The sequence below is a fragment of the Rhizobium indigoferae genome, from assembly GCF_034554815.1.
GTDB classification, from domain to species: domain Bacteria; phylum Pseudomonadota; class Alphaproteobacteria; order Rhizobiales; family Rhizobiaceae; genus Rhizobium; species Rhizobium leguminosarum.
Map to the genome: position 1 here is coordinate 33,299 of NZ_CP140637.1, position 19,932 is coordinate 53,230.

Annotated in this window: 18 protein-coding genes and 1 pseudogene; 12 read left to right on the plus strand and 7 right to left on the minus strand. The window is 59.6% G+C overall.

The features are described 5' to 3' along the window. The first annotated feature begins 12 nt into the window (after positions 1-12). The 8 genes from U5G49_RS26710 (at position 13) to U5G49_RS26745 (ending at position 11,816) form a co-directional block, all read left to right on the plus strand. Entirely contained in the window at positions 13-366 is a 354-nt protein-coding gene (locus tag U5G49_RS26710) for a MarR family transcriptional regulator (protein WP_131606300.1), read from the plus strand. Positions 367-796: 430 nt separating this feature from the next. Next, a complete protein-coding gene (locus U5G49_RS26715) occupies positions 797-1,792 on the plus strand; it encodes a glycosyltransferase family 4 protein (protein WP_284200396.1) in 996 nt (331 codons plus the stop codon). 62 nt (positions 1,793-1,854) lie between these two features. Beyond that, positions 1,855-4,212, plus strand: a complete 2,358-nt coding sequence (gene glf / locus U5G49_RS26720; RefSeq protein WP_131606296.1) for a UDP-galactopyranose mutase — start codon at positions 1,855-1,857, stop codon at positions 4,210-4,212. Beyond that, positions 4,205-7,447 carry a glycosyltransferase gene (locus U5G49_RS26725; RefSeq protein WP_165506430.1) on the plus strand — a complete coding sequence of 1,081 codons (3,243 nt, stop codon included), beginning with the start codon at positions 4,205-4,207 and terminating at the stop codon, positions 7,445-7,447. Before glf ends, U5G49_RS26725 begins: the two co-directional genes overlap by 8 nt. Then, positions 7,444-9,741 (plus strand): glycosyltransferase family 4 protein, encoded by a 2,298-nt coding sequence (locus U5G49_RS26730; RefSeq protein ID WP_131590998.1) that lies wholly within the window; start codon positions 7,444-7,446, stop codon positions 9,739-9,741. Before U5G49_RS26725 ends, U5G49_RS26730 begins: the two co-directional genes overlap by 4 nt. Before the next feature lie 217 nt (positions 9,742-9,958). Further along, the gene (locus tag U5G49_RS26735) at positions 9,959-10,849 is read left to right on the plus strand and encodes a hypothetical protein (RefSeq protein ID WP_026242352.1); all 891 of its coding nucleotides are present in this window, start codon (positions 9,959-9,961) and stop codon (positions 10,847-10,849) included. A gap of 22 nt (positions 10,850-10,871) precedes the next feature. Next, positions 10,872-11,366, plus strand: a complete 495-nt coding sequence (locus U5G49_RS26740; RefSeq protein WP_018516972.1) for a YciE/YciF ferroxidase family protein — start codon at positions 10,872-10,874, stop codon at positions 11,364-11,366. Between the two features lie 246 nt (positions 11,367-11,612). Next, positions 11,613-11,816, plus strand: coding sequence for a hypothetical protein (locus U5G49_RS26745; RefSeq protein ID WP_131606292.1), 204 nt, complete (start codon positions 11,613-11,615; stop codon positions 11,814-11,816). Here U5G49_RS26745 and U5G49_RS26750 read toward each other — a convergent pair. The 4 genes and pseudogenes from U5G49_RS26750 to U5G49_RS26765 all read right to left on the minus strand — a co-directional run bounded on the left by U5G49_RS26750 (position 11,813) and on the right by U5G49_RS26765 (position 13,778). Beyond that, entirely contained in the window at positions 11,813-12,532 is a 720-nt protein-coding gene (locus U5G49_RS26750) for a Crp/Fnr family transcriptional regulator (protein WP_018516971.1), read from the minus strand. The two genes, U5G49_RS26745 and U5G49_RS26750, sit on opposite strands and share 4 nt — an antisense overlap. Positions 12,533-12,682: 150 nt before the next feature. Then, the gene (locus U5G49_RS26755; RefSeq protein ID WP_131606290.1) at positions 12,683-12,928 is read right to left on the minus strand and encodes a hypothetical protein; all 246 of its coding nucleotides are present in this window, start codon (positions 12,926-12,928) and stop codon (positions 12,683-12,685) included. Positions 12,929-12,994: 66 nt separating this feature from the next. Further along, positions 12,995-13,408 carry a hypothetical protein gene (locus U5G49_RS26760; protein ID WP_193445245.1) on the minus strand — a complete coding sequence of 138 codons (414 nt, stop codon included), beginning with the start codon at positions 13,406-13,408 and terminating at the stop codon, positions 12,995-12,997. 89 nt (positions 13,409-13,497) lie between these two features. Then, positions 13,498-13,778: pseudogene (locus tag U5G49_RS26765) on the minus strand (hypothetical protein). A gap of 128 nt (positions 13,779-13,906) precedes the next feature. Between U5G49_RS26765 and U5G49_RS26770 the strand changes: the two are divergent. Beyond that, positions 13,907-14,206, plus strand: coding sequence for a hypothetical protein (locus U5G49_RS26770; RefSeq protein ID WP_131606351.1), 300 nt, complete (start codon positions 13,907-13,909; stop codon positions 14,204-14,206). 12 nt (positions 14,207-14,218) lie between these two features. On the opposite strand, the gene U5G49_RS26775 is transcribed toward U5G49_RS26770, so the two are convergent. The 3 genes from U5G49_RS26775 to U5G49_RS26785 form a co-directional block, all read right to left on the minus strand. Then, a complete protein-coding gene (locus U5G49_RS26775) occupies positions 14,219-14,521 on the minus strand; it encodes a hypothetical protein (RefSeq protein ID WP_131606286.1) in 303 nt (100 codons plus the stop codon). 209 nt (positions 14,522-14,730) lie between these two features. Continuing rightward, positions 14,731-14,886 carry an isochorismatase family protein gene (locus tag U5G49_RS37175; RefSeq protein WP_376770328.1) on the minus strand — a complete coding sequence of 52 codons (156 nt, stop codon included), beginning with the start codon at positions 14,884-14,886 and terminating at the stop codon, positions 14,731-14,733. Between the two features lie 752 nt (positions 14,887-15,638). Continuing rightward, a complete protein-coding gene (locus U5G49_RS26785) occupies positions 15,639-16,502 on the minus strand; it encodes an alpha/beta fold hydrolase (RefSeq protein WP_131606284.1) in 864 nt (287 codons plus the stop codon). Between the two features lie 487 nt (positions 16,503-16,989). On the opposite strand from U5G49_RS26785, the gene U5G49_RS26790 reads away from it, so the two are divergent. From U5G49_RS26790 to U5G49_RS26805, 3 genes are all read left to right on the plus strand, one after another. Beyond that, positions 16,990-17,142, plus strand: coding sequence for a hypothetical protein (locus tag U5G49_RS26790; RefSeq protein WP_193445247.1), 153 nt, complete (start codon positions 16,990-16,992; stop codon positions 17,140-17,142). 900 nt (positions 17,143-18,042) lie between these two features. Then, positions 18,043-19,404, plus strand: coding sequence for a TadE/TadG family type IV pilus assembly protein (locus U5G49_RS26800; RefSeq protein WP_131606282.1), 1,362 nt, complete (start codon positions 18,043-18,045; stop codon positions 19,402-19,404). Then, positions 19,401-19,931, plus strand: coding sequence for a TadE/TadG family type IV pilus assembly protein (locus U5G49_RS26805; protein WP_131606280.1), 531 nt, complete (start codon positions 19,401-19,403; stop codon positions 19,929-19,931). Before U5G49_RS26800 ends, U5G49_RS26805 begins: the two co-directional genes overlap by 4 nt. The last annotated feature ends 1 nt before the right edge of the window (position 19,932 follow it).

The following is a 19,932-nucleotide window of genomic DNA, read 5'->3' on the forward strand; positions in this document are numbered from 1 at the left end:
CAGTAAAATGGCATGACAAGAGCACTTGAAACCCAATGGCGTAATCTGGCTTTCTCAGGTCTCATCCTGCACGAAATCCTCGATCATCCCCTCGAAGACGAGACACCTCAGGCAAGGCTGAAACAGGTCGGCATGATGACTGTCCTCTACAGCATGAACCAGGCACACCAGAAGTTAACCCTTTCCAGTATCATGGAAATTACCGCTCTGACACGCACCGGCGTCAAGGAGACGGTCGATCTCTTGGTGAAACGGGGGATGCTCGACGAGACGATCGTGAAGAACTCGATGGGTCGTGGAACGGCGCGCCAGTTCGAGATTTCAGAAGCGCTTCTGGAGAAACTGAGCTCGTTCGGAGCCGGATGAACGACGGATTTAAGTGACGTTTTTGGTCGTCCAAAGTCAGTCGTGTGCGCGCCTTAGAACAGGTGAGGCACGACGGCCGTAACCGCAGCGACAAGAGAGCATATGCTGTCGGCAGGAAAAGCCGGAACCGTCGCCCACAACAATGTCTCGCGTAGACCGCTCCGGTTCGAGCAGTGGGCGGCAGTGCGACAAGGTGGGAACATTATGTGCAATCGCACGGTTCGGGCTGCAGATATTATGCTGCGGGACGTCGATGCCATTATTGCCAGCAGCGCCGAGAGCGCTACGCCGAATAGTCATCATCAGCGATTTCCAGGGCGGAAATCGTGAAAACACGCAGCTCCAGACCCCGGCTTGGTTTTGCCAACAGTGGCTTGCAGGCAACAGAGGACCTGGTCCTCGACCCGCTCATCGGGGCCCGAACCTCGAGGTGATCGGCGGCTACATCGAGCGGCTTCCGCTTGCCGTTCTCAAAGCTGGCCTTGTGGACTGCGCCGAGGTCTGGACACATTGGCATGGCGCGACACCGCCCATTGAACAGCCTGGCGCCAGCCCGTTCCTGATGCGCCGCGCATTTCAGGCAAACGGATCCGAAGCGCCGTTTTCTTCCAATGACATGCTCGGGCACATTGCGGCCTTCGGGCCGCCGTCGATCCTCTGCGTCTGGGGCCTCGGGGTGAGTGAAGACGTGTTGTTGGCATGCCGCGACAGTTTCAAGATTTACAACTCGATCGACGCACCCGCCTTGCGCGTTCCCTTTGACGTGAGCCGGCATTTCGACCTCGTTCTCACCGGCTCGCAATGGCAGTCCGAGGTGGTGCGCTCGCGCCATCCGACGATACCGACGATCATCATGCCGATTGGACCCGAGTTTGCGTCAGAACTTACCTTCAGGCCGATCGACATGCCGAAGACCTACGATGTGATCTACGTTGCTGCCGCGCAAGCCTATAAGCGCCACGACATCCTGTTTCAGGCCCTTGCCAAGCTTCCGCGTTCGATGCGCGCCCTTTGCGTCTGCGGCTACGGCGAGATGATGGGCACATTGCGTCGCGAGGTCGGCGAACTCGGCATCAATGTCGACTTCATCGACCCGCCCGGCGTGCCGTTTGAGGAAGTGAACAGGCTGATGAACCAGGCGCGCATCGGCGTGGTTTGCGGCATCGATGACGGCGCACCGGCGATCCTGACGGAATACATGTTGGCCGGAATACCCGTCCTCGCCAACAGCCAGCTGCGCTGCGGGTTGCAATTTATCACCCCGGAGACGGGTCGAGTGGCCTCGCCCGAGAAATTTCACGAAGGCATTCGCGACATGCTGGGCCGGCTCGCAACGTTCAAGCCGCGCCAGGTCGTTCTGGCCAACTGGACGTGGCCGCACAGCCTGCGAAAGCTCAAGTCCTTCATTGGCGGGTCAGCCAGATAACGGCCTCCGGGAACATTCGTCGCCATTCGCGGTTCGGGATCATCGTCATTGCGAGGTCCTCGATGAACCTGCTGAATTCCATCCCGCAATTGTCCGACAATAGCTTGTTGGATCACGCGCCGCTTATTTGTTTTTCGCATCTAAGATGGGACTTTGTGCTCCAGAGGCCGCAGCATCTGATGGAACGGTTTTCGCGCGAGCGGCCGGTCTTCTATTTCGAGGAGTTTATCCCGACCGACCACCATCTCGCCTATCTGGAGGTTCATCCCTTCGAAGGAACGAGTGTCAGGGCGGTCCGCCCGCGAATCCCACATTGGTGGAACGAGGCCGAACGAGATGCCGCCCTTCGCAGACTGCTGGACGAGCTGATCCTGCTCCACGGCGGCAAACGTCCAATCCTTTGGTTCTATACGCCGCTGATGTTTGGCTTTGCCCGGCATGTCGACGCCGTCGCGGTTATCTATGATTGTATGGACGAACTCGCGAACTTCAAATTCGCACCGGCCAATCTCAAGGCCTGCGAGCAGGCGCTGATGGCCTGTGCCGATGTCGTTTTCACCGGCGGTCTCAGCCTTTATGAGGCAAGACGGGGCCAACACGACAACATCCATCCGTTCCCGTCGGGGGTCGATATGCAGCACTTCCACGCTGCTCGATGCCCTTTGCCCGATCCAGCCGACCAGGCGGGTATTCCTCAGCCTCGCCTCGGCTACTATGGGGTGATTGACGAAAGGCTCGACCTCGACCTGATCGGCAGCGTCGCATCGGCTCGGCCTGATCTTTCCTTCGTCTTCTTGGGGCCGATTGTGAAGATTTCGCCGGACGATCTGCCCCGGGGCGAGAATATCCATTATCTCGGACAAAAGGCCTATGCCGATCTTCCGGCATATCTTTCGGGCTGGCAGGCCGCGCTGATGCCGTTCGCACTGAACGAGGCTACGCGTTTCATCAGCCCTACCAAGACGCCCGAATATCTCGCCGCCGGCCGGCCGGTGGTTGGAACGCAAATCGTCGATGTCGTTCGCGGTTACGGCGACGTGCCGGGAGTGTTCTTGGCAAACGGCGCCGAGGCCTTTGCCGAGGCCTGCGACGCCGCGCTCTTGTTGTCCCGCTCCGACGCTGCATGGTTGGAAGCGGTGGACGGGGTTCTGGCGCAATCGTCCTGGGACAGCACCTTTCGCAGAATGTCCGCGCTTGTCGAACAGGCGGCGGCGCAAAAAATCGTTTCTGCCGCCCTTCCTGAAAGATTTCGCGTCGGAACCTCGCGCCGGGCGCCTTCGGATACCTACGACTATCTGATCGTCGGCGCGGGATTTGCCGGATCGGTTCTTGCCGAGCGCCTCGCGGCCGATGGGGGCAAAAAGGTCCTTGTCTGCGACAGGCGGCCCCATATCGGCGGCAACACCTACGATCACTACGATGAGGCGGCGATCCTGGTCCACAAGTATGGCCCGCATATCTTCCATACCAACAGCGAGGATGTCTTTGCCTATCTTTCCCGCTTCACGGCATGGCGGCCCTACGAACATCGAGTGCTTGCCCAGGTCGGCGATCTGCGCCTTCCAATCCCGATCAATCGCACGACACTCAATGCGCTCTATAACCTCGATCTGGCCAGCGACGCAGAGGCGGCACGTTTTTTGGCGGACCGAGCGGAGCCTTGCGATCCGCTGAAGACATCGCGCGACGTGGTGATATCGCAGGTTGGCGCGGAGCTTTATCGGACCTTCTTCGAAGGCTACACTCGCAAGCAGTGGGGGCTCGATCCCTCCGAACTCGACCGATCGGTGACGGCCCGTATCCCGACCCGGACCAATACCGATGACCGCTACTTCCTGGATCGGTTTCAGGCCATGCCGCTTGGTGGCTACACCCGAATGTTCGAACGGATGCTGAACCACGACAATATCACGGTGTTGGTCGGCACGGATTTCGCCGATCTCAGGCGTGAGGGCCTGGCTGACCATACGATCTTCACGGGTCCCATCGACGAATATTTCGGCCACTGCTTCGGGCGGCTGCCCTATCGCAGTCTCAAATTCACCCACGAAACGCATGATGTGCGGCGTCTGTTGCCAGTCGCCGTCATAAACTACCCTTCGGAGGATGTTCCCTATACGCGCGTCACGGAATACAAGCACCTGACCGGCCAGGTCCATCCGAGGACCAGTATCAGCTATGAATATGCGAGTGCGGAGGGAGAGCCCTACTATCCGATCCCGCGCCCGGAAAACCAGGCGCTTTACAAACAATACGAGACCCTGGCGCGTACGCGCGTCGACGTCACCTTCGTCGGGCGGCTTGGCACCTACAAGTACTACAATATGGATCAGGTCGTCGGCCAGGCGCTGGCGACATACCGGCGCCTGCGGGATCGCCATGGAACCAGAAGAGCCCTTGCCGGCGCCCAGCATGACTAAAAAGCCCCACGTCCTTCTGGCAACTGATAGCTTCAATCCCTCCGGGATGGGCGAACACATGCTCGCGCTCGGCCGCGGTTTGAGCGACCGCTGGAATGTCACCATCGCGGTGATGGCCGAGGATCGGATGGGCTTGTTGGCGCGCGCGGCGCGCTGCGGGCTTGCGGTCAAGCTGATCCAGGATGTCGGCGAGTTTCACGAGTGGCTGTCGAGGTCGAGCGTCGATATCCTGCACGTCCACGCGGGGATCGGATGGGAAGGGCACGATCTGGCCGCGGCGGCCGATGCCTGCGTCATCCCGATCATCCGCACCGAGCATCTCCCATATCTTCTAAACGACCCTGAACAGATCGAGTGTTATCGACGCGAAACCGAGAGATTGGCGCATCGCATCGTCGTCTCCGAGGCCTCACGGCGAAGCTTCTGCGAGGCACGGATTGCGCCCTCGCTTATGACGGTGGTTCGAAACGGTATCTTCCCGCTTCTGCCTGTGAGGTCCGCCACCGCTTTTGCGCAGGAGCTGGGCCTTGTCGGAAAAACCGTCCTTTTGACGGTCGCCCGCTTCACCGCGCAGAAAGACCAGGCGTCGCTGGTGCGCGCCTTGCCGGCCGTCTTGAAGGACCATCCTTCTGTTGTTTTGCTGTTCGTTGGGACAGGCCCCGAGGAAGAATGCGTCACTGCCCTGGCCGCGGAGTTGGACGTGGGCGATCACGTCCAGTTTCTGGGGCACAGATCCGATGTCGCCGAGCTCATGGCAATCGCTGATCTCTTCATTCTTACATCGCATTTCGAGGGCCTTCCGCTGGCCGTTTTGGAGGCCATGTCGCTTGCCGTGCCCGTCATTGCAACACGCATTGGCGGGACGGTGGAGGCGCTCGGCGACGATCATCCCTTTTTCACCGAGCCGGGTAATCCCGCAGCGATTGCTGCCGTCATCCATCAAGCGCTCGCCGATCCTCATCGTCTGGCGGAAAGCGGCCGGGCCGGCCTTGAACGTTTCAAACGGGACTTTTCCGTCCTTCGAATGGCTGCCGAGACCGGGGCCGTCTACGAGCGGTTCCTCACCCAGCCGAAGGATCAAATACAAAAGGACACTTCCATGGAAAAAACACGGCTGGGCTTCATCGGTGTCGGCGGTATCGCCCGCCGGCACCTGGACATTCTGGCGAGCTTCGACGATGTCGAACTCGTGGCTTTTGCCGACCCCGATCTTGGCCGGGCCGACGAGGCGGCGATGCGATTTGGGGCGAGATCATTCGGTCATCATCGCGAAATGCTCGCTACCCAACAGCTTGATGCGGTCTATATCTGCATTCCGCCTTTTGCCCATGGCGAGCCCGAACGCGATCTCATCCAGCGCCACATGCCGTTTTTTGTCGAAAAGCCGGTGTCGCTGGGACTGGCGCAGGCCGAAGACATCGCCGCGGGGGTAGCCAACGCCAACCTCATAACGGCGGTCGGCTATCATTGGCGGTATCTCGATATCGTCGACGAGGCCAAAAGCCTGTTGGCGGACAATCCCGCGCAGCTTCTATCAGGCTATTGGCTGGACTCGACACCCCCGCCGGAATGGTGGTGGAAAGAGGGCAAATCGGGCGGTCAGATGGTCGAACAGGCAACCCATCTCCTCGATCTCGCCCGGTGGCTCATCGGAGACGTCACGGAAGTCTACGGGCGCACCGGCTACAAGGACAGACCGGAATTTCCAGGCCTGGACGTACCGACGGTGACGACGGCGAGCCTCACCTTTGAAACGGGCGTGGTCGCCAATATAGCTTCCACCTGCCTTCTCGGCTGGAGCCATCGGGTCGGCCTGCACATCTTTGCCGATAGGCTGGCGATCGAGCTGACCGACCGGGAGATCATGGTCGATGTCGGACGAGGACGCCCCGTGCGCATCGCCGACGGTGATCCGGTCTGGCGCGAGGACCGCGATTTTATCGATGCCGTGCGCGGGGGCGAAAACCGCATCCGATGCCCCTATAGCGATGCCGTGGCAACTCACCGCCTTGCCCTGGGCGTGGTGTCCTCGGCCCGTAGTGGGTCGGTCGTGCACCTCGATCCCTCCGGGATAAGACGGGCTCAACCAGCGCCGCTGCAGGCGCAGCCGCGGCCGCCGGCACCGGAGGGGCTTCCACCCGGCCATCGCAAGATCCGCTCGCTTGGCGTCGAGGCACAGGGCCGGGCCTATTTCTTCGAGTATGAGGAAGGCCCTCCGGCCGACGGCCAGTTGCGGCTTGACACGCTCTTCACTGGTCTGTCTGCGGGCACCGAACTGACCTTCCTGAAGAACACCAATCCCTATTTCCGTTCCCGCTTCGATGGCGGTCGCGGCGCCTTTATCGAAAACGAGCCCGACCTGCATTATCCCGTTCCATTCCTCGGCTACATGGAGGTCGCGCGGATTTCGCAGTCCCGTGCATATGGTTTCTCCGAGAACGCGGTGCTCGCGGCGAGCTATGGTCACAAGACCGGTCATACGGCAGACCCGTTTCACGATCTCCTGGTCCAGATGCCCCCGGATCTCGACCCCCTGCTCGGCATCTTTGTCGCCCAGATGGGACCGATCGCCGCCAACGGGATCCTCCATGCCGACGCGGAAACGTTCGGGGCGAATGTCCCTGCACTCGGTGCGGGTGTCGCCGGTCGTCCTGTGATCGTTCTCGGGGCCGGCACCGTCGGGCTGATGACGGCACTCTTTGCCCGGATGCTCGGCGCCGCCGACGTGGTGATCACCGACCCGTCCGACTTTCGCCGGAAAAAAGCGGAGGCGATGGGGCTGACGGCGATGACGGAAGATCAGGCTTGGAAGCATGCCAAGGCGCGCTGGCACGACGGAACGATGGGGCGCGGCGCCGATCTCGCGTTTCAGACACGAGCTCATCCCGGCAGCTTGCATACGGCGCTCAAAGCTTTGCGGCCGCAGGGTACCGTGATCGACCTTGCCTTCTACCAGCACGGGGCGGATGCCTTGCGGCTTGGCGAAGAATTCCACCACAATGGCCTGAACATACGGTGCGCTCAAATCAACCGCGTTCCCCGTGGGCTCGCTCCTCTCTGGGATCGACGCCGGCTTGCGCGCGCGACGGTCGACCTCCTTGCCTCGGACGGAGCGATGATCCGTGAGAACATGGTCACCCACGTTGTCCCTATCGAGGAGGCGCCATCCTTCCTCGCCGATCTGGTCGAGAACCGACCGGAGTTCCTGCAGGTCGTCTTCAAGGTTGGCGAATGACCATCGAACCGACTCCCATCCGGATCCTCTTCGTCTTCGCCTGGCTGGTCGTCGGCGGGGAAGAGACTGAAGTGCGGCTGCTAGCCAAACACCTTGATCGCCGTCGTTACCGCATCGACGTCGTGGCTTGCTTCAAAAAGCCCGGCATGCCCGAGCAGACCCATGTACAGCTCCGCTCGCTCGGGATCGACGTCGACACCACGCCTTACGATTTGTCGTTTAGCGACACGGTCGCCTATCTTGCCGGGAAGATCTCAATCTACGACGTCGTCGTCTCCTGTCAGAACGTCGCGGATATCTATCCTGCATTGGAGCGTCTGCATCTTCGCCCGCCGCTGATCGAACATGGCGGGCTCGTTTCTGAAGCACTGGCGGGCCCCAAACATTTGACGACACGCTACGTCGGCGTATGCCGTTCCATCCGCGACGCCGCCGCATCGCGGATGCCGGGACGCGAGCATGATGCGCTGGAGATTCCCTCGATGGTCGACCTCTCGGCGTTCGATCCCGAACTGCGGGGACCGACCCGTAGGGCTCTGGGGATTGCCGAGGACGAGGTTCTGATTGGCTGGGTCGGCCGGCTCGACCCCAAGAAGAACGTCGAGGACTTCATCGAAGCCGCCGCCCTGGTGAGCAGAGCGGCCAAGCATGCGAGGTTCGTGATCGTTGGCGGACCCGACGCCTTCGTGCCGGACTACGCGATACAACTCAACGCCTTGGCGGCGCAACGGGGGCTGGGCGGTGTGCTTCAGTTTCTGGGGGACCGGAAGGATATCCCTGCCCTCATGGCGTCATTCGATGTCTTTGCCTGGCTTTCAAGCGGCGAAGGCATGCCGCATGTCATTGCAGAGGCGGGTGCAGCAGCCCTCCCGGTGATCGCAACGCCCGACAACGGCGCGAAGCAGCAGATTGACGAAGGCGTATCTGGTCTGTTCGTCCCTTATCGGGGTGCCGCCGCCGTGGCCGAACAGGTGATGGCTCTGTTGCAGGACACGCGCCGTCGGCAGGCACTTGGCGCCGCATTACGGCGGAAGGTGGAGACCACCTATTCAATCGAGGCGGTTTTGCCGCAGTGGGAGCGGCTGCTGGCGGATGTCTGTGGCAAGGGCAAGGCGGCAGGCCCGACCGGTCTGTTCCGGTCGTTTCTGCAGGGCGGTTTCGAATGCTCAACCCATCGGCTTCGGCCGCGGGAAGGTGAGACCAATGGCCACCGTCTCGACATGATTGCCGCCGTCAGCCACGATCGCTACGCCGAAGAGGACTACCGTCAACTTCTAGGCCTGGGGATCCGCACAGTGCGCGACGGTTTTAGATGGCACCTGATCGAGAAATCCGGCGGCTATGACTGGTCGAGCGTGCGACCGATGATACGGGCGGCCGCGCTGACCGGCACGCAGGTCATCTGGGATCTGCTGCATTATGGCTGGCCGGACGATCTCGACATCTGGTCGCCGCGTTTTGTCGATCGCTTCGCCGCGTTCGCGCGCGCTTGCGCAAATCTGGTGCGCGAGGAGTGTGACAGCGTTCCCTTCTATTGCCCGGTCAACGAGATCTCGTTTTTCTCCTGGGGTGGCGGCGATGCGGGCTATCTCAATCCGTTTGCCAATGGCCGCGGTTTCGAATTGAAAGTGCAGCTGGCGCGCGCCGCGATCGCCGCGATGGACGAAATAAGCGCAGTCGACCAGCGGGCGCGCTTCGTTCACTGCGAGCCGGTGATCAATGTCACCGCGCATCCCTCGAGGCCCCAAGACCGAGGTATCGCCGAAGGTCACCGCCAGTCGCAATACCAGGCGTGGGACCTTATCGGCGGCCGGTTGTGGCCACAGATCGGGGGAAGCGAGCGCTATCTCGACATAATCGGCGTGAATTATTACTTCAACAACCAGTGGATTCATGGGGGCACGCCGATCGACATCGGGCACGCGCTGTACAAGCCCCTCAATAAGATTTTGCGCGAGACTTTCGCGCGATACGGCCGGCCGATCCTCATCGCCGAGACGGGTATCGAGAACGAGCGACGGGCGACTTGGTTCGAATATGTTGTTGGCCAAGCTTCCCTGGCAATGCAGTCTGGCGTTCCGCTGGAGGGGCTATGCCTCTATCCGATCGTGGATCATCCCGGTTGGGACAATGGCCGCCAGTGCGCAAACGGCCTCCTTTCAACCGAGGTCACGGCATCTGGACGAACTGCCTACGCACCGCTTGCGGCCGCTATTGAAGCGGCGCGGGCTGGGATGGCTTTCGCAACCGATCGAGCCGGACAAAAATGCATCCCGTCGCGAGCCGCCCGATGAAAACGGGACGGCAGATTTAACCGTCGGCCCAGATGGGACAGCGTTTCGTCATGCGCCGACCGCTAGGGCGGAGACAGCGGTTCTGATCACGCCGCCCTGCACGCCATAAGGATAAATCGGCTCTGCGGGAACAATTCCTCGATCCGTGAGTACGACGTCACCACGCACTCGAGAACTCAAAGGAGTTCAATCCATGTCAAAACTTGTCGCCACCCGAATGCCAGGCGACGTCGCACGTACTGTCGACACTTCGCTAACGACGTCATTAAACAAGATTGCATGGGGAGCCGTGTTTGCCGGTGTCGTACTTGCCCTTGCCACACAGCTCCTTCTAAATCTGCTCGGCGTTGGCATTGGTGCGGCTGTACTCGATCCGGCAACCTCGGACAATCCAGCCGCCAGCACGTTCTCGATTGTCGGCGGCCTCTGGTTCGTCGTCGCCGGGATCATTGCATCCTTTATCGGTGCCTATGTTGCCGCGAGGCTTTCCGGTAGACCAAGCAAATCCACAGGCGGCTATCATGGGGTCACAACTTGGGCCGTGACCACGCTTGTCGTTCTCTTTCTTCTGACGACGTCGGTGGGATCGCTCGTCGGCGGCGCGTTCAGCGGCCTGTCGAGTATCGTCGGCGGCGTCGGCCAGACGGTTGCCACGGCTGCGACCACCGCCGCTCCGGCGTTGGCCACAGCCACCGACCCGATGGGCGCCATCGAGCAACAGATCAGAAATGCTAGCGGAGGCAACGATCCAGCCGCTCTGCAGACGGCAGCGGTCTCGGCCATGACGGCGGTTGCAACCGGCGATCAGTCGAAGATAGACGACGCCAAAACACGTGCCGCCGACGCCCTGGCCAAGGCCCAGAACATCCCAGTCGATCAGGCACGGGCGAAGGTGGATGAATATGAGGCCAGCTACAAAGCTTCGGTCGAACAGGCGAAACAGCAAGCGTTGGCCGCAGCCCAGACGGCGACGAAACTCGTGTCACGGGGTGCACTTCTGGGTTTCCTGGCGCTCGTGCTCGGCGCAATCGCAGCCTGGTTCGGCGGCGCAGCCGGCACCAAGCCCGCTTTGTTTGTCGACGAACACACTTCCACCAATCGGCTTTGATCACCACCAGAAAGGAATTATCATGTCTATCGAACCGAAAAATCTGAGCGATCTTCTCTACGAAACCCTCAAGGACATCTACTTTGCGGAGAACCAGATCCTAACCGCCTTGCCGAAAATGGCAGAGGCGGCCCGCTCTCCTGACCTCAAACAAGCTTTCCAGACCCATTGGGAGCAAACCGAAGGCCAGGTCAATCGTTTGGAGCAGATCTTCGAGCTGATTGGCCAGCCGGCAAAGCAGAAGACCTGTAGCGCCATCCTCGGACTAATCGAGGAAGGTAAGGAGGTGATGGAAGAGTTTAAGGGGACCACCGCTCTTGATCCCGGCCTTCTAGCTGGCGCCCAAGCGATTGAACATTACGAAATCAGCCGCTATGGCACCATGCTCTCTTGGGCAAGGACGCTCGGCCACGACGAGGTTGCCGAGCTCCTCGGCCAAACACTCGATGAAGAAGAGTCGACCGACGAGTTACTATCCGAGATCGCCGAAACCGCGGTCAATGCGGCTGCCGCGTGAAATCGCGCGCGCCGCATAAGCGGCGCGCCTAAGGATGAAGCCCATGGCTCAAAAATCGTCCGTCCGGTTAAACTACCGCGATATCGGCCAGGGAAATATCGGGTCTCCTTCAAAACCGACGCCAGAAGTACCACACTCGGCGGCACGGCGACGGCGGGTCCCGGTCAAGCACGGCGATGATGGGGACCCTTTCGATGTGGCCGAGTCAATCACGCTCAGGCTGCGACCCATGGTGGCGGTCGATCGATGCTGGCTGAAGAATGGAAGGCGATGGATCATCCCCTCTGTTTTGCTGCAGTGTCATGTGTAGAAGGCGTCAGCGGAAGAAATGCCGAGAATTGGTACCGTTTGATCGGATGGCAATCCAGCCCTTTGCGTCTGACGCTGAAGCTGCCAAGCATGCGTTGTGATGGGCCGTTATTTGTGGCAGGCGGATACATCGTTCTTTAGGGCTGCACGTGGCGCGCTTGCAGCAGCACCCGGTACTCGTGTTCCGGCTGCCCATAAGACCCCGCGGAATATTCCTCCAGTCCGGGTCGGTCTCTGAGGACAACGCGGCCACGGTCCGACCGAATTAACCCTTCTCCCTCCAACATATGCAAGGCGGTGGTCACGCTTGGCCGTCGGACTGCCAGCATGAAGGAGATAAACTGGTGGGTGATCGGCATATTGTCCGTTACAAGACGATCGTGGCACATCAAGAGCCATCTCGCCAAACGTTGATCAATTTTGAATGCCGCATTTGCAAGGGCGGTATAGGCTACCTGCGCTGCAAAGACATAGAGGTAGCGGGACAACAAGTCTGCGAAGACTCTGTTTTCGGCAACGATTTCCTGAAACAGTACGACGGGAAGGCGATGTGCAAATCCTTCAACCTGGATCACGATATCGTAAGGGTTGGTATTTGCCCCAACCGATGACGCAGTGGGCGCAAATCCTTCTCGCCCAAACATGCCGGCCTCCGCTTTCAGGCCGCTATCCGAGACAGCCAAAACAGAACCAATGCCCGACGACAGAAAATAGACTGACTCCAGCGGCTTTCCCGCCCGCGCGATCTGATGACCTTGAGGTAGGTAAACCCTTTCAAGGCGCTCGGTGAAAGAACGGCGCTCTTCTTCTGGCAGCAATTTGACCAATCCGTTGTCGCATCCCGACTGACCGTCCATCTTGCGACCCCTGTTATGACGCACGGCTCGCTAACCGCTCGAATTTCGGCATGTCACATAGCCCTATCGGCTATGGCCCATCCTGACGCAATTCCCAGCGCAAGGGAATGACCGAAGTCATATCGGCCAGTTCCTGATGCGAGTTATCCGTCAGTGGACCGTCGAATTCACAACGGAGTAGCGGTCGATTTCTGGCCGAAGCTCGAAGGTTCGTCGCAGAAGCCGGGCAGCCTCGTCCATCGCAAGGACGACGTCCGTCAACTTTTCGATTTCAACGTGAAGCCTGTAGGCCTCGACCTCGTCGAGTCCTACTCCCAGCAGTCGCCTCGCCGCGTCGATTAGGCGTTCGGTACGATCCACGACTTCGAGACTACTCTTGATGATCATTTCGATCATGCGTTTTCCCCTCGCTTGCAGGTCAAGCGTGGCGGAGAATCACCTTATTCGCAATCCCGAAAGGACCTAGATCCGGTCTCGTACCCTGCCGTACAGATCGCGCATCTCGTCGAGCGCGCGGTCGTAACGCGAGCGGGGGGGCCTCGAGCGGGAGCCTCCTATAGCAAAGGCGATCGCCCCGACGGCAGCTGCGACCGCGATCATCGTCGAAACAGGATACAACTTCGCCGTCGCCTCCGTCTGCCTCGCAGCCGCACGCGCGCCACCCTTGATAGTCTGGGCGGCATCCGACACCTGCTTCTGCAACGTTTCAAGCTGCTTGCGGAGGGCTCCGAATTGTTCGCTAGGATCATAATCTGGCTGGACAGGGACGCCGACTTCTCCCGTCGCAGTATCCACAACGCCCTTCGGTACTGGACTGGCGATCTTCGCAGTGGTGGCTTCGAGCGTAGCAGATTTACCTGGCTTACGAGGTGGCATGTGTGTCCTCCAGACGTTCGTTCACGGGTAAAGATGGGGCTGTGCCGTCGGAGGGCAAGCCTCTGGCAAAGGCGTCCGGCCAAGCAGCATTACGTGAGCTTCCCGACCAGTTCTGCGTAGTCTGAGAAAGTGAACGTCTTGCCGCGCTGGGCGGCTTCATTGGCGAGGAGGAGCACGCGGATCGGGAAGAGCGTGGCGGCGCGGTTCGAATCGGAAAGCTCGTGGTCGTCGTCCTGATCGACCGCGCGCTCTGCCTGGCCGAGTGCGGCGGCTATTTCCTGATGGGTCACGACACCTTGGTAACAAGGGTGTCCGAGATCGCCGCCACGGCCATGATTAGGCCTTCGAGCTGGAGGTTCGCCGTGTTCAAATCTGATCTCCTTCATGTGTGTCGCGCTGGCCCCCGATAACAGGCAATGGCGCCTCGAAGTTCCGATGGCGCAGGAACAGGTTTGCTTCAAAGATGTTGAGGGCATAGGTCCACTGCTGGAGCGTCCCATGCCTTTCCTTGTCGAAATTCTTCTCCCGATCATCCGAAGCAGACGCAACCGAACGAATCTCGACAGCGTGCGCAAAGAACTCACCGAGCGCTTCGGCGGCATCACCCTCCATGTCAACGCGCCTGCGGAAGGTCTGTGGGAGGACGACGGCGATGTCGAGGAGGACCGCATCATTGTCGTCGAAGTTATGGTGGACGATCTCGACCGTGCATGGTGGTCGTCTTACCGCGCCGACCTTGAGGTTCGCTTCCGTCAAGAGGAGATCGTCCTTCGGGCGGTGGTTATAGAGCGCCTTTAGGGAGCCCCAGGACTAAGACACGGCCTTCGGGGAAGAGAACGAACCGGTCGCGGGCGACGTCTCTTCGGCCCCGTCGTCAGTTTCGACCACGCTTTCATCGGCGGCTTGCTGCGCTTCCACAAACGCCTCGTTCGGAATCCCAAACGTCGCAACCTGAACCATCATCTCCTTCGCTCTGCGAACGGCGGCGTCGCCGTCGAGATCGCCGGTCGATGAAGCTACCGTCACGGAAATTCCCTCGCCTCCTTCGCCGGTGAATTCGACAGTGACCTTGCCGTTTGGATTGTTTGTAACATTGGTGCCGATGATCTGCATGTGTGTGCACTCCTTGGTGGACGGAAGGAAATGCCGTTGTCGGGCTCTTGTTCCGGACGCCTGTCGCCGCTCAGCGCGGAGCGGGTCGGTCGGCCGGCGTCGTTAAGGCCGCGCCTTAAGCCTCGCAGGCGCTCCGTTTCCTCCGCTCCGCCTCCGCCGCGCTTTGGATCGCCGACATCGCCGTCTCGCGAGTAGCCGTCGGCGCCGGTTCAAAAGGCGTCGCACACCACCACCACGCGATAGCCGAGATCAATCGCGCCCATCGCCGCGGCGAGAACGCAGACGTCGGTGCCTCCGCCGGTGAGGGCGTGTAAACGCCTTCCGGGTTCTCCATTTTTGGTGGTGGCTCGCCACGTCCGCGGCATCTGCTCCGGTCTCCAAGCATGATGAAGCGGGTGAACCGAGTTCGCTACGCATACCCTCGATCCGAGGCGACACCTCGCGCATCCGAGGCACATGCCAGGGCGAGTCTTCGGCGACGTGCGACCGGCGAGGACGAATCCTTTGGAAGAGGCGTGTGGCTATCGAAACCTTGCACGCCGGATCAGTTTGAAGATGGCGTTAAGCAGGCGCTTAAAGTGGTGTGGTAGTGCCCAGCTGCATTGCTTAGTCTAATGGACAGCCTCCGATGTCGGGGCGTTGATCCGAGTAGCCCAGAGACCGACATACGTCCCAATTAGCATGGTGGCGATATCAACGACTGTCTGGTAACCGTCACCATAGAGACTGATCGCCGCGCTGGAGAGCGTGTCGGACGCTCTTTCGTCGAGTGGGACCTCGTAGAACTCGAACGCAGGACAGCGTCGGAAACCACCGCGACCACCGGCTCGATCTGCCGTCCATCCATGTCGAACTCCTCTCGACGATGAGATCTAGGAGCGTGCGGAGATCCTTCAACGGGCAACGTAGGCTGCGCGTCGCCCGTTTAGTGGAGGGTCAGACATGCCGGCGACGTGACGTACAGAGAAATCGCCCGCGAAGGGACGACTTCGGCAAGCCAAACCTCGTTCTCGGCAGGGGCGGCAGCAGACCGGATGCCGGATGTACGGAATCTGCCGACCGCTGAACTCGTTCCGCCGCGACTGAGCCTTCACCCCTGCCAGCAGGGACATCGATACTATTTCGTTAGAAAATTGAAGATTGCTTTTGCCAGAGCCACGGGGTTTTCCTCCGCCACATGGTGCCCGCTATCGATGCCAAATCCGCTTACGTCGATCGCCCAGTCCTTCCAGATCGCTACCGGATCGCCGTAGATCTGCTCGAGATCATCCCGGAGCGACCAGAGGCAGAGCATTGGACATCCGATCTTCCGACCCGCGTCGCGATCAGCCTTGTCATGAATATGGTCGATGCGAATGCCGGCGCGGTAGTCCTCGATCATTCCATGGACGGTTTCGGGTCGATGGATGGCCTCGTGAACGTCAGCGTATGCCTCTTGGCCCATGAGATCTGGCGAAAGCTTGTCGTACCATGCGCCGGGATCGGCTGAGATTACGCGCTCCGGCTTATCCGGCTGTGCGAAGAAGAACCAATGGTACCAGTCTCGAGCGAACTTCCAGTCGGCTCGCTCGAGATGTTCGAGGACCGGTAGGCCATCTATGACAACAAGTTTCCGCACCGCGTCCCGATGGTTCATCGCAATTCGGAAGGCCGTCAGGCTGCCACGGTCATGTCCAACCAGAAAGAAATCGTCGTGCCCCATCCGTCGCATCAGTTCCACCAGAGCTGCTGCCTTCGCCTGTTTGGACGAGTGGCGGCTGTCAGGTGCATCTGGCGGTATGTAGGACTGGCCGAAGCCAGGGACGTCCGGGCAGGCGACGGTAAACGATGGCGCGAGAAGATCGGCTACTTTCCCCCAGGTCATGTGGGTTCGTGGGTGCCCGTGCAAGAGAAGAAGAGCGGGACCGCTTCCCCCCACGCGAAGCCGAATGTCACCCGCGTCGATGTGAACCGTTTGCAGTTCGAAGCCATCGAAGGCCATTTCTATCACCTTAGATTTGGCTGAGCGACGTCACATACGCCGCAGCGGTTTGGTCGAATGACGGCGCCGGCCTTCCGAAGGCTCGGCTTTTCCTTCTTGTCGGCCTTCGCGACCTTTGTGAGTCTCGCGTTGTTTCGATCCGGTGCCTTGGACGACATTCTGCGTATCCCTTCTATCGTCGACAACAACGTCGGACGGCAGAAAAAGTTTGGCGGGAGCGAAAAGCCCCTAGGTCGTGCGCCCCGAGGACATGGAACTTCGCAATGTCGACCCGCCCGCGCAAGGAGGCAACTCTTGAAATCCTGGACGGCCGTTCTCGAAACGCCGGACGGAGGCTACATCGTTGTCCGCGGACGTCTGTGGAGAAAAACGAACCCGTATCGGTTCTTGCCGGCCTTGAATCTGGAGAATGGAAAGGAAAAAACGTGCCTAGATTGATATCGGGAACATTCTACGGGTCCGATGGTTCGGGGACAGGGAGAGGCAGATGAACCTGGAATCGGACCGCCGAGCTTTAGCGATTTACGTCGGAGCCATCATATTGGTCGTGCTTTTGATCGTGCTTGGCGCAATTCTCTCATGGAACGCAGGCGGCAGCAGTGGTGCGCCTTCAAAAATTTCCACGGAAACAAGCCCCTGATGGAAAAACGCGCCCACCGGTCTCGAACCACTGCTGCAAGCCGCAGTCCGTCCATGGAGCCGGGCATCTCGATGTCGGTCCAGAGGACCTTGATGTCCGCACGCTTTCGAGCAACCGCAGGGCTTCGTCCGCATCGTGAGCCGCTTCGAAGCCTGCGTCCTCCACGACGTGCACCACGGTCATCGCAAAGGTTCGTCCTCTACGACGAGAATTTTCGATGTCATTTGGCTCCCATTTGAAGGTTGCTAACTTGCAGAAGTGACTCAAGTTCCGGTCCAATCGGAGATTTTGGAGGTTGCCGGCTAGAACCTGTCTTGCCTTTTTTGAAGAGGCGCGCCCTCGATCATCCGCAGGACTAATAGCGACCAAACGCCCTGGTCGAGCCAGGGCGCCGCAGGGAGCCGACCAGCTTTCTAGACCTGACCTGCGGGATCTGAGAACGAGCTTTTCGGTGTGGCGACAACGAATGATCTGTTCGCACACAGGGTAACCGCTCGCGACAAAAGGTTTCGATTTCGATCTGCGCCCCGAAATCGGAAGGCCATCTGTCGAACAAGCAGGCCGAGTCGTCGACTTGCCGTTTTCAGAGCAGAACCTGCCGCCAAAGCGCTGATCTCCGCGCTTGGATAGCTCAGGCTGTTGAACGAAAACGCTGGACAGGTCGCGGATGGGCGCCAGGCGTGTCCCCGCTTCCGGCTTCACTCACGCATGCGGATCCCTGCAGCATGAATAAGATGACATGTCATTCCACGGCTATCCATAATTCGCAAACATATACAATTTGCGCACGAAACATTGAGTCGGCAGTCCGCATTCTATCGAAAAAACGCAGGAATTAACAGAGACTTAAGAAATTTGGATACTTCTTGTCATTAGTATGACTTATGTGACGGTGGTATTTTGCGCTCGGGTCTTTCACATTCACTTGCTCGGGTCTTCGAAACCCTTCGCGGTCTCGGAAGGGACAGGGACGGCAATGTCGCGATCGTCGTTGCCCTCACCCTGGTGCCGATGATCGTCGCAGTCGGCGCGAGCTTTGACTATATTCGCACTTACAATGTCCGGCAGAGAATGCAGAGCGACCTTGACACAGCCCTGATCGCCGCAGTCAAAGAGATCGATACCGACGACACCGACGCCCTCAAGGAAAAAGTTTCCGACTGGTTCCACGCGCAGGTGGAAAACAGCTATACGCTTGGCGACATCGACATCGATACATCAAACCATAAGATCACGGCGACGGCGAGCGGCACGGTTCCGACGACGCTGATGAAGATCGCCAACATCGACACCGTTGACGTCAGCGTGGCAAGCGCCGTCAAGGGGCCGGCCACCTCCTATCTCAATGTCTATATCGTCATCGACACATCGCCGTCGATGCTTCTGGCGGCAACAACGGCCGGCCAGTCGACCATGTATTCGGGCATCGGCTGCCAGTTCGCCTGCCACACGGGCGATGCGCACAAAATCGGCAACAAGACATACAACAACAATTACGAATACAGCACGGCCAAGAACATAAAGCTGCGCGCCGATGTCGCCGGTGATGCCGTCAAGGACGTGCTTACCCTGATTGACACCTCAGACAGCAATCATCAACGCATCAAGGTCGGATTATATAGCCTCGGCGATACCCTCACGGAAGTTCTCGCCCCGACGCTGAGCACGGACACGGCACGCAACCGCCTTACAAATTCAAGCTACGGCCTCACCAGCGCGACCTCGAAGGCAGCCACCTATTTTGACGTGTCGCTTGCAACGCTCAAGCAGAAGGTCGGGACCGGCGGGGACGGAACCTCCTCGAACTCGCCGCTCAAGCTGGTTCTCTTGCTGACGGATGGCGTCCAGTCGCAGCGCGAATGGGTGACCGACAAGGTGACGTGGAAGAACGGGCAGGCAACGTCCGGGGCATATTGGAACAAGGTCGCGCCTCTCAATCCGGACTGGTGCGCCTACGTCAAAAACCAGTCCGCCACCATGGCAGTTCTCTATACCGAATACCTGCCGCTCACTTCAGATTGGGGCTACAACGCGACCGTCGGTTCAACCATGGCAAGCGCCAACTGGAAAGGCACCTATGGTGGCACCATGCAAAGTGGCGTGTCGACCAGCATCACAAGGCGCGACTACATCCCCTATGCGCTTTCCGACTGCGCATCGTCCAAGAGCCTGTTCATATCAGCCTCGTCGTCGAGCGAGATCACGGCAGGCCTCTCGGCGCTTTTCACCCAATATCTCGCATCCGTTCGGCTGACCCAATGAGGCGAGGGAAACGCTTCGCATCGTTGCACCGCCTGCTTGGCGATCGCAAAGGGGTCGCTGCGATCGAATTTGCGATCCTGGCTCTGCCGCTCTTCATCATGATATTCGGCATTATCGAAGTGTCGCTGATGTTCTTCGTCAACTCGGCGCTGGACGCTTCGGTGCATAAGATCTCCCGGATGATCCGCACCGGCGAGGTTGCGTCCTCAAAGGTCACGCTGGCCGATTTCAAGGCCAAAATTTGCAACGATATGCTTCTCTCGTTCAACTGCTCAAGCGATCTCCTGGTCAAGGTGATCGTGCTTTCCGACCTCTCGTCCGCCGCCAGCACCGACCCCATCGATGACAGCGGCAATCTCACTGTGACCGAGACCTATAATATCGGCAAGGGCAGCGACTACATCCTGGTTCAGACGTTCCTGCCATGGACAGCCGTCGTCAATTTCTTCAGCCTGTCGAGCGCCAAGCTTTCCGACGGCCGCTACCTGCTCGGATCTTCCGTTCTGTTCCGCAACGAGCCTTTCTGAC